This window comes from Anaerococcus cruorum, assembly GCF_046365495.1.
GTDB lineage: Bacteria > Bacillota > Clostridia > Tissierellales > Peptoniphilaceae > Anaerococcus > Anaerococcus cruorum.
Map to the genome: position 1 here is coordinate 25275 of NZ_JBGMEH010000007.1, position 17185 is coordinate 42459.

Consider the following 17185-nt stretch of genomic DNA (forward strand, 5'->3'; position numbering starts at 1 on the left):
AAAATAAAATGAAAGATATATCTTTTACGCAGAATAGAGAACTTTCTTGGCTAAAGTTTGACCAAAGAGTCCTTGAAGAAGCTAATGACAGAGATGTACCAGTTTTAGAGCGAATTAAATTTTTCTCAATATTTGATACTAACCTAGAAGAATTTTTTATGGTTAGAGTGGGAAGTTTAACTGACTTTAAGAATCTAAAGAAAAAACCAGTTGATAGTAAGTCTGGTATGACAAGTGATGAGCAACTTGATGCAATATTATCAGATTGTGTTGATTTATACAAGCAGAAAGACCAAGTTTACGGACAAATAGTAGATGAGCTTAAAGTAAATGGTATAAATTTGCTTAAAGTTTCTGAACTAAACGAAAAAGATAGAAAATCAGTAGAATTTTATTTTAATACAAAAATTGAGCCGATATTAAATTTTCAGGTAGTAGATAGGGTGCACCCATTCCCAAGACTACCTAACCTTGCCTTATCAGTACTATTCTCTCTTATAGGGCATAAGGATGAGGAAAGTAAAAATATTGGTCTAATCCAAGTTCCAGATAAAGTAAAAAGATATTTAAAAATAAATGATACAAGCTTTGTATTTATAGAAGATATTATAAAAGAATTTGGCTACCAAGTTTTTGAAGGATATGAAGTAGTAAATAAATACACCATTTCTCTAACAAGAAATACCGATATATCATATGACGATGACGATTATGATATAGACCAAGACTTTAGAGATTATATGAAAGGTAAGCTTAAGAAAAGAAAAAGACTGCATCCAGTAAGGCTAGAAGTCGATACAGATTTATCAGATAGTGCATTAGACTTTTTAAGCACTCAATTTGATTTAGATAAAAAAAGCATCTTTGTAACTAAATCTTTAATGCAAGCAGGATTTTTATTTGGACTTGTAGAAGATTTACCAGAAAATCTTATTGCAAACCACACTTATAAACCATTTGCACCTCAACCTTCAGCTATGGTTGACCCAAATAGAAAAATGCTAGATCAAATAAATGATAAGGATATATTTTTATCATTTCCTTACGAGTCAATGGATCCGGTTATAAGACTTTTAGAAGAAGCAGCAGAAGATGATACAGTAGTTTCTATAAAAATTACTCTTTATAGAATAGCCCATGATAGTAAAATAGCAAAAGCTTTAATAAAAGCTAGCGAAAATGGCAAAGATGTTATAGTTTTAATGGAACTTCGCGCAAGATTTGACGAAGATAATAACATTTTGTGGTCCTCCAAACTTGAGGATGCAGGATGTAAAATCCTTTATGGTTTTGATGATTACAAGACTCACTCAAAAATTTGTTTAATAACAAGAGTTGACCACCAAGAAAATATAAACTATATAACTCAAGTAGCGACAGGAAACTATAACGAAAAAACAGCTAAGCTTTATACAGATTTTTCTCTAATGACATCTAATGGTGCCATAGGCTTAGATGCCAAAGATTTATTTGATAATGTTATGCTAGGTAACCTTGATGGAGAATATAAAAACCTTATGGTTAGTCCAAAATCCATGCAAGAAGGCCTAGATAAATTAATAGATGAGCAAATCAAAATCCAAAAAAATGGTGGAAATGGTTATATAAGATTAAAACTAAACTCAATTTCAGATAGGATTTTGATAGATAAATTATCAGAAGCATCTAATGCTGGTGTAAAAATAGAAATGTTAGTTAGAGGTATCACTTGTATCTTACCAGGTGTTAAAGACCGTACTGAAAATATTGAAATATATTCAGTTGTAGGTAGATTCTTAGAACACCATAGAGTTTACCAATTTGGTAAGGGTGAAGATGCTAAAGTATATATTTCTTCTGCAGACTTTATGACAAGAAATATTAGACATAGGATGGAAGTAGCTATTCCAATATTTGACCAAGATATCAAAAATCGCATAATTGAATTTATGGACCTAATGTTTTCAGATGATGTAAAAATTAGAAAACTATTAGCAAATGGCCAATATACTAAAGTTCAAAATATCAATAATATTGATGCCCAAGATATTCTAGCAAGTCAAGCACAAAAAAGAAGTCTTGAAGCTGAGGAAACAAGGGCGGTAGAAAAGGTTGCAAAAAGAAATAGAAGACATGAAAAAATTGAAGTAAGTGAAGAAAGAAAAAAGCTTAAGAGCGAGAAAAACTATTTTCAAAGAATAGCAGATATCTTTAGAAAAAAATAAATATTGACAAAAATTAAAAAAAAATCGACTTTTATAGTCGATTTTTTTCTTATTTATGCAAATAAAGCGTTTTTACCCCTATTAAAATAACTAAACTCGTGCTATAATGTTAATAAATAGGTAAATAGTCACTATATATAAAATTGAGATACATTTTATAAAAGTGATTTCCCACAGACCATACTTAAATAAATATACTTACTATAATATTGAAATAAATGAATAGGAACTTTATATGTCTAACAAAGGTATCAGAGAAAAAAAGAGAAAACAAGCACGAAAAAGAAAAGCAAGAAACAAAAAGATATTTACAACAGCGGGATTAAGTCTAGTACTAGTAGGTTCACTTTACCACTTTGGTTTTACTGGTAATGACAACGAGTTTGAAATTGCAAGACCAAGTGAAATTAGGCAGGCAGCAGGAAACTTTGAAGAATTAGAAGAAGAGACAGTAGAAGAAGTAAATAACAAAGTTCATGTTGCAACTGATGTGGGTTTTAAAGAGGCTGATATTGATAAAAGCAAGGCCCTAGAAGATGACAAATATTCAGAAGATTTAAAAGAATATGTTATCTGTGCCCAAACTCAGTATGCCTACCAATTTCCAAATGATTATTCTAAGACAGAAAAATACATAGAAAAAGGAACCTATGTTCCATATTTCGGCACAGAAAATGGATTTTCTAAGGTAAAGATAGATGATACTTATTATTATGTAAACAAATTTGGCCTAGCAAAATTAGATGAAGATAAGCAAATAAAAGTTGTAAATGGACTAGCTTATGTGAGTGAAAATTATCCTCTGCCAGAAGACTTTGATCCGGGAGTAGATAAAACCGCTAGACGTGCTTTTGAAACTATGCGCCAAGACATGCAAAGAGAAAACCTAGATGTAAAAATAGCATCTGACTATAGAGGATATGATTTAGAGAAGAAAATGCATGAGGTAGGTGAGCCAGATAGCTCAGCTCCTGGAACAAATGAACACCAACTAGGATCTGCCTTTGACTTTTTTACAGAGGGTAGCAAATATAACGATAAATTTGAAAAAACAGCAAGTTATCAATGGTTAGCCGAAAATGCTTATAAATACGGTTTTATTGAAAGATATCCAAAGGGTAAGGAAAATAAAACTGGCCATAAAGCAGAGGCTTGGCACTTTAGATTTGTAGGTGTAGAAAATGCAAAAAATATCTATGAAAATGATTTAACCTTAGAGGAATACTTAAAGATTAATTAGATATTTGCTTGAATTATTCGTAAATTTGTTATATAAATGTAATATAAAACATTTAAAAATTTAAGGAGAAATATTTATGAAATCATTTCACACAGACAAAGCTCCAGCAGCAGTAGGACCATATGTACAAGCAATTGGTACAGAAGAATTTGTATTTACATCTGGTCAAATTCCACTAAATCCTGAAACAGGAGAATTAGTTACAGAAATTTCAGCTGCAGCTAGACAATCTTTAAATAACATTAAAGCTATTTTAGAAGAAGCTGGTTCATCACTTGATAAAGTTATTAAATGCACAGTTTTTTTAGCAGACATCAATGATTTTGCAGCAGTTAATGAAGTTTACAAAGAATTTTTTAGCGACCATAAACCAGCAAGATCTGCTATACAAGTAGCAGCCCTACCACTAGGAGCAGCAGTAGAAATAGAAGCAATCGCTTCATTATAATAATTTTAAACTAACAAACGGCAATGAAATCCATTGTCGTTTTTTTATCTTATCAGAGTAAAGTAAATCTATAGGTCTATAAAATTTAATTTAAATTAAATTTGGTAAATTTTTTATAAATTTTACTGAGTTAACTAGACCAATGAACAGGAGATAAGATGAGTATTTCAAATGAAAGTATATTAAAAGATATTGAGAACTTAGAAGAATATCTAGTAGCAACCAGAAGATATTTGCACGAAAATCCAGAGTTATCTGGAAAAGAGTTTAAAACTAGTAATTTTTTAAAAGATGAAGTTAAAAAATTAAATTTACCTCTAGTAGAAGTAGAGGGTACAGGATTTTATGCTATCCTAGACACAGGAAAACCTGGTAAAACTTTAGGTCTACGTACTGATATAGATGCTTTACCAATAGTAGAAAAAGAGTCAAATCAAAAATCAATTAGACTTTGCAAATCAAATGTAGATGGAGTATTTCATGCTTGTGGTCATGATGGACACATGGCAACTTTACTTGGAGCAATGAAAGTATTAGTAGCTCATAAGGATAATCTTAGAGGAAAAATTATTTTTATCTACGAAGAGGGTGAAGAAACCGGATGTGGTATTGATAAGATGGTTGATGCCCTTAAAAAAGAGAACTTAGATGCAGTTTATGGAGAACATCTGGCAGCATTTTTACCAACTGGCAAAATTGCCGTAGATGGTGGGCCAGTTATGGCTGGTAATGGTATTGTTGATTTTACCGTACGTGGTAAGGGTGGCCATGGATCTAGACCAGACTTATCCATAAGTCCTATTTTTGCAGCAACAAATATTATAAATGGACTATCTAGTGCCTGGGTAAATCGTGTTGATGTTAGAAAAACAGTAACCCTAGGACTTGGGCTTATAAATGGTGGAAAAATTGCAAATGTTATTCCAGATGAGGTAAGGGTTGCTGGTACCCTTAGATATTTTGATACTGATGAAGGTAAAAAGGCACTTGAACTTGTAAAAAAAGTTGGAAGCTTAACAGCCGAAGCCCATGAATGTGAGTTTATAGCTAATGATATAAGACATGACAATGAACCAGTTATAAACGATGAAAGTCTAGCAAGAATTGCCCAAGATTCTATAAATGACCTTATGCCGGGAAGTCTTTATAAAGATATGACCTGGTTTGCTTCAGAAACTTTTGCAGGTTATGCTAATCTTTGCCCGACAGTTTTTGCCTTTGTCGGTACAAAAAATCCAGAAGTAGGATCTGGGGCTGAGCACCATAATGAATACTTTGATATAGATGAGGAATCTATTTCTCTAGGGGCAACTGCTATGGTTAAATTTGCCAATGAATTTTTAAATGCTAATTAATTGGGTATATATAATATATCGAACTAGAAATTTAAAGGAGTAAATAATGACTATTAAAGTTAATGAAAAAGCACCAGAATTTTCACTAAAAGATCAATATAAAAATGATATTAATTTATCTGACCTTAAGGGTAAAAAAGTTATTCTTTCTTGGCACCCACTTGCATTTACATCTGTTTGTACAGATCAAATGAGAAGTTTAGAAAGAAACTATGACAGAATTCAAGAAAAAGGTGATACAGTAGTAATAGGTCTTTCAATTGATCCATTCCCAGCTAAACAAAAATGGGCTGATATTCTTTGCATAGAAGATGTAAAAATAGCATCAGACTTTTTCCCATATGGAGAAGTAACAAAAGCTTATGGCCTATTTAATGAAGAAAATGGAGCAAGCCAAAGAGCAAATGTAATAATCGATGAAGAAGGTAATGTAAAATGGGTAAAAGTTTATGAACCATCTGAACTACCTGATATCGAAGAAGTAATCGAAAACTTATAATAAAATTATAAGCCTTCTAGTTAAACTAGGAGGTTTTATTTTTTATCCAATTGAGGGTAAAAATATAAAAAGAAAAAGCAGATTAAGGAGCAGATAATGGATTTAGGACGTATTGTAGATCTCCAAAGAGAATATTATTATTCAGGAGAAACTAAAACCCTAGAATTTAGACTGGCAAATTTACAGAAATTAAAAGATTTGCTAGTGAGATTTGAAGATAATATATTAATGGCCCTTGCCAAAGACTTAGGTAAATCAAACTTTGAGGCCTATGCAACAGAACTTACTATGGCCTATGAAGAAATAAAAATTGCCATGGATAACTTAGAAGAGTGGATGAGACCGATAGCAGAAAAAACTCCTATTACGGCCATGCCAGGCAAATCTTATACACTTTTTGAACCTATGGGAGTTACTTTAATAATTTCTCCATGGAACTATCCATTTTTACTAGCAATTGACCCAATAATAGGGGCTATGGCTGCTGGAAATACTATGATTTTAAAACCAAGTAGAAAATCAAAACATACTTCAAGCCTATTAAGGGAGCTTTTAAATGCAAACTTTGATGAAAAATATATCCACGTTGTAGATAATGATAAGGTAAGCCATGATGAGCTTTTATCCTATAACTATGATCACATCTTCTATACAGGTGGGTCAAAAGTAGGAAAAACCATCATGGAAACTGCTAGCAAAAATTTATCAAAGGTTACCTTAGAGCTAGGAGGTAAGTCTCCAGCAGTTGTGGAAAAGGACGCAAACCTCAGTCTTGCTGCAAGATCTATTGCATGGGGCAATACTGTAAATGCTGGTCAAACTTGCGTATCACCAGACTATATTTTAGTACATGCAGCAGTAAAGGATAGCTTTGTTAAAGAATTGGAAAAAGCCTTATTAGATTTTTATGGGCCAGACCCAATAAATTGCCATGATTATCCAAGTATTATTAATAAAGACCACCTAGATGGTTTAATAAAGCTACTAGAAAATCAAAATATTATCCACGGTGGAGAATATAATAGGGAAAACTTAAGACTAGCACCTACTATTGTAGATGGAGTTGATTTTTCTAATAAGCTTATGGATGAAGAAATATTTGGGCCAATTTTCCCAATTATTACCTATACAAATCTAAACGAAGTTTTATACAAGGTAAAAACTTTACCAAAACCACTGGCTTTTTACTTATTTACTGAAGATGAGAGAATAAAAGAAAAAGTAATGTATAATATGGAATTTGGGAATGGTATGGTAAATGACACTCTAATGATGGTCTCAAACCCTTACCTACAATTTGGTGGAGTAGGTTATAGTGGTCAAGGTGGCTACCATGGGTACTATGGTTTTAAAAATTTCTCTAATCAAAAATCAATTATGGAAGCAAATTCTAGTTTTGAAATGAAATTGAAATATCCTCCATATGATAATGGAGCATTAAATTTACTAAAAAAATTAAAATAACTAATAAAAAAGGAGCCTTAATGGCTCCTTAAATTTTTTTTAATATTCTTCTTGACTATCTAAGTCTTCTTTAATAGCTTTTGCTAGTTCTTTTAATTGTGCTACTTGTTCATCTTTAACTGATGAGTTGATTAATACATCTTCTCCAACATAGGTGTGGTTACCAGCTTCTAAGATTTCTTTAGAAATTTTAAGACTGTTACCACCCCATGACCAGTTATTTAAGAATGAGATGTGTCTATCTTGGTAGCCTGTACCAGCAAGTTCTTGTAAAAATGCTTCCATTCTGTAGTATAGGCCTGCATTGTAGTTAATTGGTGCAAATACTGCATTGCTGTATTTATGGCAAGCTGCAATTACATATGATGGATCCCAACCAGATACATCGAAAATTCTAATGTCTTCTGTGACACCTAGTTCTGCAAGTTCTTTTGCAAGGATATCTGCAGCTTGTTCTGTATCACCATACATGGTTGAATAAACAATTACGATACCTTTTTCTTCTGGTGTGTATGTTGACCATTTGTTGTATTTGTTCATGATAAAACCAATTGATTCTTGATCATCATATACTGGTCCGTGTAGCGGAAGGATAGCTTTAATTTCAAGGTCAGCTACTTTGCTAAATACCGCTTGTACTTGTTTACCATATTTACCTACTATATTTATATAGTATCTACGAGCTTGGTCTAACCAGTCACCTTTGTGGATTACATTTTCTGCTCTTAAGTGTCCTTCAATAGCATTAAATGATCCAAAGGCATCTGCTGAGAATAAAATTTGATTGTTTGTATCATATGACATCATTACTTCTGGCCAGTGAACCATTGGTGCAAATACAAATTTAAGGTTGTGATTACCTAGATTTAGTTCATCGCCTTCTTTTATCTCATAGTATCTATCTTTAAATTCCTCATTATAAAATTGTTCGTAAAATTGGAAAGTTTTTGCATTACCAACTAGTTTTGCATTTGGCCATTTTCTCATACAAAAATCAATGTTTCTGCAGTGGTCTGGCTCCATGTGATGAACAATTATATAATCAAGGTCTTCACCATCTAGAGCAGCTTCAATATTTTCTAAATATTGTCTAGTAAATGCAGACTCCACACTATCTACTAAAGCGTTTTTTTCATCTTTTATAACATATGAAGAATATGAAACACCATTTTCAACTGGGAACATATTTTCAAATCTATCAATTCTTCTATCATTTACTCCTACATAGTAAATACCATCAAGGATTTGTCTAATATTTTGCATTTTTCCTCCTAAATACATATCTCAATTATTATTATACAACTCTTAGGATTATAAATAAAATAATTTGTGAAAAAATAATTAAAATTACCTAGGAAAAAGAATTGTAAATAGAAAAGTTGATTTGTGGTAAAATACATTTAAGAGGTGGATTATGAGAAAAAATTTAAAAATTAGATCTACAAACTTTAAAGTATCTCTTGGAGATATTAATAAAAATAAAGAAATTATAAAAGATTTGGTGAAAAGTGCATATGATGACGGTGTAAGTATATTATCCTTACCTGAGTTATCCCTTACAGGAGCTAGTCTTTATGATGGATATAAAGATATAGCTTTATTATGTGAGGACGCTATCCTTGAATTAAAGGAGTTTTCAAAAGGATATAATATTTTATTTTCTGTTGGTTTTCCTTTACAATACAATAGAAAAATTTATAATGCCATAGCTTTAATAATGGATGGATATTTAGTAGATTTATGTACCAAAAAAAACCTATCTATAATAGAAAAAAATGTATTTGCTAGTGATATGCCAGACGGAGAGGTTATACAGTTTTTAGATGACTGGTGTGAGGTAAATCCATCATCAACAAGTATCAGCCAATTAAATATAGCAGTAAGCATTGGCGAAGATGAGATGATGGGTATACCAAGAAGCTTAACTTATAAGTCTGATATAGCTAATTGCCCGCAAATTATTTTAAATCCAACGGCAGAGGTAAAAATGGCTTTAAATGAAGAAGAAATTTTAAATAGAGTAAGATTTTTATCAAAAGATGTAACCTACGTCTATACTTCTCAAGGCAGAGGAGAAAGCTCAACAGACTTTGTATATAACGGCTTAAATATAATAGCTGAGGATGGTCGAATAGAAAAAGTTATTTGCAATGATCAGATAGATTATGTAAACAGATATAGGCTATATACTGATCAAGAGCTACTACACTTTGATAAGTTTGGTGAAAATATAACTAGGGAAAAATTCCCATATTTGCCTATATATGAACAGAGGGATGCTTATGTAAGAGATGTCCTTGATATAGGAGCAAGCGCACTTTTAACTCGTATGCAAAAAATTGGTGTTAAAAGTGTATTTTTAGGAGTATCTGGTGGCCTTGACTCAACTATGGCCCTTTTATTTTTAGTCCATGCTTATAAAAAAGCAGGTTATGATTTATCAGGAATAAATTGCTATACAATGCCAGCCTTTGGTACAAGTGATAGAACAAAATCCAATGCTTATTTACTTTGTGAGGCCTTGGGCTTAGAATTAAAAGAAATAAATATTACAGAAGCTGTAAAAATCCACTTAAGAGACATCGGCCATGATGGACTTACCCCGGATACTGCATATGAAAATGCCCAAGCTCGTGAGCGTACGCAAATATTATTTGATTTAGCAAATATGCATAATGGGATTGTGATAGGTACAGGAGATTTATCTGAGTCCATGCAAGGATTTGCAACCTTTAATGGGGATCAGATGAGTAATTATTCACTAAATGCAAGTCTTACAAAAACAGAAATTCGTTATGTAGTAGGAGCTATAGCAGAGACTACTGAAAATTTAAAACTAAAAGCAGTTCTTAATGATATACTTGATACACCAATATCTCCAGAACTAATAAGTGAAGATAAAAAAGAAATTAGTCAAAAAACAGAAGACATCATAGGGCCATACGAATTGATAGACTTTTTTATCTACGAACATTTGACCTATCATCTGCCAGCGGATGAAATATTGGAAGATGCAATCTCTGCCTTTGAGGATAAGTATGACAAAAAAACTATCAAAAAATGGTTGATTTCATATTTTAAAAGATTTACAGCAAGTCAATTTAAACGCTCGACTGCAGTAGATGGTCCAAATATAACAGGAAGGTCATTTAGCCCACGAGCAGGATTTAAAATTCCAAGTGATATGAGAAGTGAAGGATATTTAGAAAACTTAAATGAAAAATAAAACGAAAATTGCCCTAGGGCTTACGACATCAGCCCTAGCCCTGGGTCTATATATAAACAAGCAATGTTTTGTAGCCAAGGAAGAAAAAATAACTTTGGCAAGTGAAAAATTACAAAGCCCTATTAAAATCACCCAAATTAGTGATTTTCATTCAAATGCCATAAAAAATTTGGATGAGCTCCTTATAAATATTAAAAATTTCAATCCAGATTTTATTATTTTAACTGGAGATATAATTGATTATGGGACAGTAAGTAAAATAGAAAGGTCAGTTTATTTTCTAAAAAAATTATCTACTTTAAATAAATCGACCTATTATATTACAGGAAATCATGAAGAAGCTGGCCCAAATCTAGATGTTTTTTTAAAAGAAATAGACAAACTAGGCATAAAATACCTTAAAAATGAGGGTGAGCTTTTAAATGTAAATGACAATAAAATTTACCTATATGGAACAAGTATGTTTAGCTTTTCATATGAAAATTATAAGCCAAGCAAAGAAAGCGTAAATATTATTTTAAGCCATTTTTCTAAAAATGTAAGAGATAATTATAGGGGAGATGAAGACTTTATTTTCTCAGGCCACACCCACGGAGGCCAAGTAAGAATGCCAATAGTAGGAGGTCTATTAGCCCCGGGAGAAGGAGTTTTACCAGACTTTGATATGGGAGCCTTTCTATATAAAAACTCAACCATCTATGTAGATAGTGGACTAGGAAATACATTCTTACCCCTAAGATTTTTAGATCAAATCCAGTATAGTAATATCACTCTTGTGCCAGTAGTTTAGTGGTAAAACAAAGGTGTCCGAAGCCTAAGATGGGAGTTCGATTCTCTCCTGGCATGCCATAATGACCTATCCCAATTTAGCGTAGCTGAATTGATGGAAGGTCAGATGTCGCGGCGTTTCAAAGTTGATTTATCAACTTTGACAGCAAGCCGATTACAAGCCTCTCCGGCTTCAGGAGGAGTCGCGCTCTACAAGCGCGAAATTACCGCAGGAGCAAAGCGACGAGGACAAGAAGTTAGTAAAATATTATAATTATAAACATAGCAATCTGAAGATTAAAAAAACTAAAAGCCCGTACGAAAACCCTCAAGTTATAAAATCGCCGAGGACCTATCCCAATTCAGCGTAGCTTAATTGATGGAAGGTCAGATGTCGTGGCGTTTCAAAGTTGATTTATCAACTTTGTCAGCAAACCTACACAAGCTTTATAAGTTTAAGAATTAAATCTAAATGGCAAAATTCACCCACAAAACAACACCCAAAGATGATAAAACCCATATTTTTTGATATAATTCATATATAATTAACTAACAAGATTATATATGAAATTTTTTATTAAGGAGAAATTATGAGAATTGCACGTGAGAAAATTTGGATATCAGGATCTTCAGGTAGGCTTGGTTCATCCATGCTAAGACTTCTAGATCCATTAGATGCGGAAATCATAGCTACTGATGAGCATGAGGTAGATATTACAAATCAAGCAGAGGTAAGTCAATTTGTAGGACGTATTAGACCTCATACTATTATAAATTGTTCTGGATTATCAAATAGGGATAAGTGTGAGGCAAATCCTGATGATGCATATTTACTAAATGCTATTGGAGCTAGAAATATAGCCATAGCATCTAATAAGTATATGGCAAAACTTGTTCAATTATCTACTGCTGATGTTTTTGATGGAAATACTGATAAGCCTTACACAGAATTTGATAAGGTAAATCCTCAAACTATTTATGGAAAAAGTAATCTAGAAGGTGAAAATTATGTCAGAACATTTTCTAACTATCACTTTATAGTTAGAGTAAGTAGACTTTATTCTAGAGAAAATCAATTTGTAGAAAATATTATAAAACAAGCTAAGACAGGTGAGGTAAAGGTTGCTAAAGACTTATATATGTCACCTACATCAGCCTATGACTTAGCCCAATTTATTATCAAACTTATCGAAACAAATTCCTTTGGTACCTACCATGCTTCTGCTGATGGTTTTACTTCTATGCATGATTTTGCAAGTGAAATACTAGCTTGTACTGGAATTGATGCAAAGATTAATCAGATACCGGATGACTTAGGGATGGGTATTAGGCCTGGGTTCTTTGCTATAGATGATTATATTGTAAAATTAACTAGTAGAGAAATGATTCCAAATTGGAAAGATAGCTTACACGCATATATAGAAAGAGAGGGATTGAATGGAAAAAAATAAAGGAAAGATGTCCCAATCCAAAAAGATATTTGTAGGTCTTATTCTAGGTCTTATTTTTGGAATAGTCTTGCACTCTTTTGTGCCCGATTCGCACCTTAAAAATGATATTTTAATTGATGGTATATTTTATACCATAGGCCAGCTATTTATAAGATTGATGCAAATGCTGGTTGTACCTCTAGTATTTTTTTCAATTGCAGATGGTTGTAGGAACCTTGGAGATACAGAAACTTTAGGAAAAATTGGTATAAGAATTGTAATATTTTATATGTTTACAACAGCTCTTGCCATATTTATTGCCCTAAGCCTTGCAAGTGTAATAGGCCCAGGTAAGGGAATGAATATGAGTCTTGGAGATCAAAGTTTTGAATCTGTCGATACTGATATATCATTATCAGATACTATTCTAGACTTTATCCCAACTAACCCTATAGAAGCCTTGGCTACTGGAAATATGATTCAAATAATTATATTTGCAGTTTTAGTAGGTCTTTTAATAGCTACTATGGAAGATAGGCTAATAACTTTAGGAAATATAGTTACAGAAATGAATGACCTTATGATGGGTATGACTATGTGGGTTATGAAACTTGCACCAATTGGTGTATTTTTCTTAATCACTAGAACTTTTTCAAGTCTTGGTTATGATGCTATTATTTCGATGCTTTCATATATGGGAGCTGTACTAGGTAGTCTTGCAGTCCAACTATTAATTGTTTATATGCTTTTGATAGTAATATTTGTAAGGGTAAATCCATTTAAGTTTCTTAAAAAATTTGCTCCAGTTATGACCTTTGGATTTTCAACTGCTTCATCATCAGCAACAGTTCCAATCCATATTCAAACTCTAGATGATATGGGTGTAGATAAAAAAATATCATCATTTACTATTCCTTTAGGTGCAACCATAAATATGGATGGTACTGCAATCATGCAAGGGGTAGCAGTAATCTTTATTGCAAATGCTTATGGTATAGATTTAACTGCATCTGATTTTATGACTGTAATCCTTACTGCAACAATTGCATCAGTAGGTACAGCTGGTATCCCATCAGTTGGGCTTATTACCTTATCAATGGTTCTAGAATCAGTAGGACTTCCAGTAGAGGGAATAGCAATTATTATGGGTATAGATAGAATCCTAGATATGGCAAGAACAACAGTAAATCTAACAGGAGATGCTGCAGGAACAATGATAGTGGCAAACTCAGTAGGAGCCTTTAATAAAGAAAAATTTAATAGAGAATAAAATAAAAGCTGTTATAATCTTATAACAGCTTTTTTATTTAATATTTATTTTGGCAGTCAGGGCATATGCCTGTAAATTCAAAATTATGCCCATTTATAATAAAACCAGTTTGATTTTCTATTTTTTCTTCTAGTTCATGAACTGGACAGTCTTCTATTACAAATTTCTTGTGGCAATTATTACATGTTAAAAAGTGCTTGTGGTTGCTATTGTTAATCTGATAATAGTTTATTCCATCTAAATTTGTTGTTTTTAACAATACACCCTTTTCTTCCAAAATATTTAAATTTCTGTATATAGTCGATAGGTCAATTTCATTTTCTCTTTTTAATTTATCAAAAAGCTCTTCTGCTGATATAGGGTTTTCTTCTTTTTGCAAGGATTTTAATATTATTTTTCTATTTTTTGTAACTTTTAAGTTTTTCTCTTTTAATAGGTCATCTATGGTCATTATTAACCTCCAATTATTATTATACAAGCATTTGACATATAAAAAAATTATTATATAATCTTAAATGCAAATGATTTGCATTAACTAAATGGAGGCAATTATGAAATACAAAAAAATGGCATTAGTAATGGCCCTAGGTGTGGGCTTAAGTGCTTGTAATAATCAACAACCAGCAGAAAACAATACACAAACAGAAGTTATTGATGAAACTAATAATGAGAAGGTTGATAAAAAAGTAGAAGATACCAATCAAAATATGGAAAGTGTAAGTGTCTATGCATCATTTTTCCCAATTTATAACCTAACTAAGCAAATAGCAGGGGATAAATTTGATGTAAAATCTTTTACTAACCTTAAAACAGAAAGCCATGGCTGGGAACCATCAGCAAAAGATATTGCTGAGCTATCAAATAGCCAAGTTATGTTTATAAATGGTGCTGGCATGGAAGAATGGGAAGAATCTTTAGAAAGTTCATCTGACATTGAGCTAGTAAATACTACAAAAGATGTAGAACTTATAAAAGGTAGCCATAACCACGATCACGAATACGACGATGAATACTATAATCATGAAAATAATTATGGACATCACCACCATGACTATGAAGATGATAATGGACATCACCACCATGACCGTGAAAATGATAATGGACATCACCACTATGACTATGAAAATGATTATAGAACTAACCATCATGAATATGAAGATGATTATGAACATCACCACCATGACCATGAAAATGATAATGGATATCACCACCATGACTATGAAGATAATCATGAACACCACCAGCATGGAGAATTTGATCCCCACACATGGCTTAGCCCAAAAAATGGTATAGCTCAAGCAAAGGTAATAGCAGAAAAATTATCTGAAATAGATCCAGCTAATAGAGACTATTATATGGATAATTACAAAAAAATTGAAGAAGAACTTAATGCAATGATTGATGAATATACGGAAAAATTTGCAAGTATAGATAATAAAAACTTCTTGGTAAGTCACCAAGCCTTTGGTTATTTAGCTAACGATTTTGGCCTAAATCAAATAGCTCTTACAAGCCTTGGTGCAACAGAAGATGCTGATGCAAAAACTTTAAAAAATGCTATAATCAAGGCTAAAGACCTAGGTATAGATACAGTATTTTATGAAATGGGTGGGTCAGATAAATCTGCTAAAACTATTGCAGATGAAATAGATGCTACGACAGTGCCTTTAAATACTTTAGAATTTGCAACTGATGAAGAATTAAACAATGGAACTAGCTATCAAGATTTGATAAAATATAACCTTGAAGAATTATACAAATCTATGGAAAAATAAATGAGTGTTATTGAAATAAAAAATTTAAATTTTGGATATAATGAAAAATTAATATTAAAAGATATAAACTTAGAAGTGGATGAAGGAGACTTTCTAGCCATATCTGGGCAAAATGGTAGTGGTAAGACAACCCTAATAAAAATCCTTACCGGAGAGCTTAAAAAACAAGATGGAAAGATAAATATTTTAGGCAAAGCTATTGAAAATATTGATGACTTTAGTGATATAGGTTATGTCCCTCAACTTAGTGAGTCAAGAGATATTACTTTCCCTCTGACATGTTTTGAGTATGTAATTTTAAATCTCTATAGGGAATTTAATGTTTTTAAAAGACCTAGTAAAGAAGTCGTTAGAAAAACTAATGATATATTTAAAAGACTAGATATAGAAAATCTAAAAGATAGGCCTTTTAATAAGTTATCAGGTGGCCAGCAGCAGCGAGTGATGATTGCAAGATCAATGGTAGCAAATCCTAAAATACTTATATTAGATGAGCCTACAGTAGGTATTGATCAAAAAAGTAAGGAAGAGTTTTTGGACTTGCTGGCCCATTTAAATAAAAGACATGATATAACAATTCTTATCATTAGCCATGAGATGGATTTGATAGATAAGTTTGTAAATAAAACTAGGGTCTTAAAGGAGGGAAGGCTTATAAATGCTTGAATTTAGCTTTATGCGCAGAGCCTTTGCCATAGGAATCATGCTTGCAATTATTATTCCTATGATTGGTATTATAATGATAAATAGAAAAACATCTATGATAGGAGATGCCCTAAGTCATAGCTCCCTTGCTGGGATTGGTCTTGGATTAATTTTTGGTATCAATCCTATGTGGACATCAATTATAGTCTGTATCCTAGCAAGTTTTGCTATAGAAACTTTAAGGAAGAAATTTCCTAAATACGGGGATATGGCGACAGCTATTGTAATGAGTACAGGTATTGCCATTGCATCAATCTTATCTGACTTTACTCCTGGCGGGACAAACTTTGAGTCCTTTATGTTTGGATCAATTACTACAGTGAGCCAGGATGATTTATATATAGTTGCTCTTATTTTTGTAATTGTTCTTATAAGTTCGATTTATTTTTATTATGGACTTTTATATACATCTATAAACTCAGTTTTAGCAAGACTTGCAGGGGTAAATACAAGGCTAATTAATAATTTATTTACCTTTATAACAGCAATTACAGTTGCTATTTCAGCAAAAACTGTTGGGGCCCTTATGATTACATCACTTATGACAATCCCGGTGGCTTCAGCTATGATTTTTACCAAATCATATAAGTCGACCTTTAAACTTTCCATAGTTTTTTCTACTATCTTTATGATTTTAGGAATTATAGCTAGTTACTATATGGGAGTAAAGCCTGGTGGAGCCATAGTCCTAATAGCAGTAGGATTTTTCATAATTATATCTTTAATATCATTTATCAAAACACGCAAATAGCAGGTTAGGGCCTGCTATTTTTCTATGCTATAATTTATATAGATGGAGGA

General features: G+C 32.1%; 15 protein-coding genes and 1 tRNA gene. 14 read left to right on the plus strand and 2 right to left on the minus strand.

Annotated elements, in window-relative coordinates:
* Positions 1-8: 8 nt before the first annotated feature.
* The 6 genes from ACCQ40_RS06975 to ACCQ40_RS07000 all read left to right on the plus strand — a co-directional run bounded on the left by ACCQ40_RS06975 (position 9) and on the right by ACCQ40_RS07000 (position 7210).
* Positions 9-2204, plus strand: a complete 2196-nt coding sequence (locus ACCQ40_RS06975; protein WP_394011236.1) for an RNA degradosome polyphosphate kinase — start codon at positions 9-11, stop codon at positions 2202-2204.
* 235 nt (positions 2205-2439) lie between these two features.
* Positions 2440-3444 carry a M15 family metallopeptidase gene (locus tag ACCQ40_RS06980; RefSeq protein ID WP_410033169.1) on the plus strand — a complete coding sequence of 335 codons (1005 nt, stop codon included), beginning with the start codon at positions 2440-2442 and terminating at the stop codon, positions 3442-3444.
* 76 nt (positions 3445-3520) lie between these two features.
* Positions 3521-3892, plus strand: a complete 372-nt coding sequence (locus ACCQ40_RS06985; protein WP_394011238.1) for a RidA family protein — start codon at positions 3521-3523, stop codon at positions 3890-3892.
* Between the two features lie 158 nt (positions 3893-4050).
* Positions 4051-5247, plus strand: coding sequence for an amidohydrolase (locus ACCQ40_RS06990; protein WP_410033170.1), 1197 nt, complete (start codon positions 4051-4053; stop codon positions 5245-5247).
* A gap of 46 nt (positions 5248-5293) precedes the next feature.
* Positions 5294-5746 (plus strand): redoxin domain-containing protein, encoded by a 453-nt coding sequence (locus ACCQ40_RS06995; protein ID WP_394011240.1) that lies wholly within the window; start codon positions 5294-5296, stop codon positions 5744-5746.
* A gap of 96 nt (positions 5747-5842) precedes the next feature.
* Positions 5843-7210: an aldehyde dehydrogenase family protein gene (locus ACCQ40_RS07000; RefSeq protein ID WP_410033171.1), complete on the plus strand. Its 1368-nt coding sequence runs from the start codon at positions 5843-5845 to the stop codon at positions 7208-7210.
* Between the two features lie 39 nt (positions 7211-7249).
* Here the strand turns inward: ACCQ40_RS07000 and ACCQ40_RS07005 are convergent, their stop codons facing one another.
* Positions 7250-8473, minus strand: coding sequence for an FprA family A-type flavoprotein (locus tag ACCQ40_RS07005; protein WP_410033172.1), 1224 nt, complete (start codon positions 8471-8473; stop codon positions 7250-7252).
* 151 nt (positions 8474-8624) lie between these two features.
* Here ACCQ40_RS07005 and nadE point away from each other — a divergent pair, with 151 nt between their 5' ends.
* The 5 genes from nadE to ACCQ40_RS07030 all read left to right on the plus strand — a co-directional run bounded on the left by nadE (position 8625) and on the right by ACCQ40_RS07030 (position 13904).
* Positions 8625-10436 (plus strand): NAD(+) synthase, encoded by a 1812-nt coding sequence (gene nadE, locus ACCQ40_RS07010; RefSeq protein WP_410033173.1) that lies wholly within the window; start codon positions 8625-8627, stop codon positions 10434-10436.
* On the plus strand, positions 10426-11226 hold the full coding sequence (locus ACCQ40_RS07015) for a metallophosphoesterase (protein WP_410033174.1): 801 nt from the start codon (positions 10426-10428) through the stop codon (positions 11224-11226). The genes nadE and ACCQ40_RS07015 overlap by 11 nt, the downstream gene beginning before the upstream one ends.
* Positions 11212-11285 (plus strand) — tRNA-Arg (locus ACCQ40_RS07020). Before ACCQ40_RS07015 ends, ACCQ40_RS07020 begins: the two co-directional genes overlap by 15 nt.
* A 509-nt stretch (positions 11286-11794) precedes the next feature.
* Positions 11795-12655 carry an SDR family oxidoreductase gene (locus tag ACCQ40_RS07025; RefSeq protein WP_410033175.1) on the plus strand — a complete coding sequence of 287 codons (861 nt, stop codon included), beginning with the start codon at positions 11795-11797 and terminating at the stop codon, positions 12653-12655.
* Positions 12642-13904 carry a dicarboxylate/amino acid:cation symporter gene (locus ACCQ40_RS07030; protein ID WP_410033176.1) on the plus strand — a complete coding sequence of 421 codons (1263 nt, stop codon included), beginning with the start codon at positions 12642-12644 and terminating at the stop codon, positions 13902-13904. The genes ACCQ40_RS07025 and ACCQ40_RS07030 overlap by 14 nt, the downstream gene beginning before the upstream one ends.
* A 37-nt stretch (positions 13905-13941) precedes the next feature.
* Here the strand turns inward: ACCQ40_RS07030 and ACCQ40_RS07035 are convergent, their stop codons facing one another.
* Positions 13942-14355, minus strand: coding sequence for a Fur family transcriptional regulator (locus ACCQ40_RS07035; protein ID WP_394018689.1), 414 nt, complete (start codon positions 14353-14355; stop codon positions 13942-13944).
* A gap of 100 nt (positions 14356-14455) precedes the next feature.
* Between ACCQ40_RS07035 and ACCQ40_RS07040 the strand changes: the two genes are divergently transcribed.
* The 3 genes from ACCQ40_RS07040 to ACCQ40_RS07050 are packed head-to-tail and all read left to right on the plus strand — an operon-like array spanning position 14456 to position 17135.
* The gene (locus tag ACCQ40_RS07040) at positions 14456-15679 is read left to right on the plus strand and encodes a metal ABC transporter solute-binding protein, Zn/Mn family (protein ID WP_410033177.1); all 1224 of its coding nucleotides are present in this window, start codon (positions 14456-14458) and stop codon (positions 15677-15679) included.
* The gene (locus ACCQ40_RS07045; RefSeq protein WP_394018685.1) at positions 15680-16345 is read left to right on the plus strand and encodes a metal ABC transporter ATP-binding protein; all 666 of its coding nucleotides are present in this window, start codon (positions 15680-15682) and stop codon (positions 16343-16345) included.
* Positions 16338-17135: a metal ABC transporter permease gene (locus ACCQ40_RS07050; protein ID WP_394018683.1), complete on the plus strand. Its 798-nt coding sequence runs from the start codon at positions 16338-16340 to the stop codon at positions 17133-17135. Before ACCQ40_RS07045 ends, ACCQ40_RS07050 begins: the two co-directional genes overlap by 8 nt.
* Positions 17136-17185 lie beyond the last annotated feature (50 nt).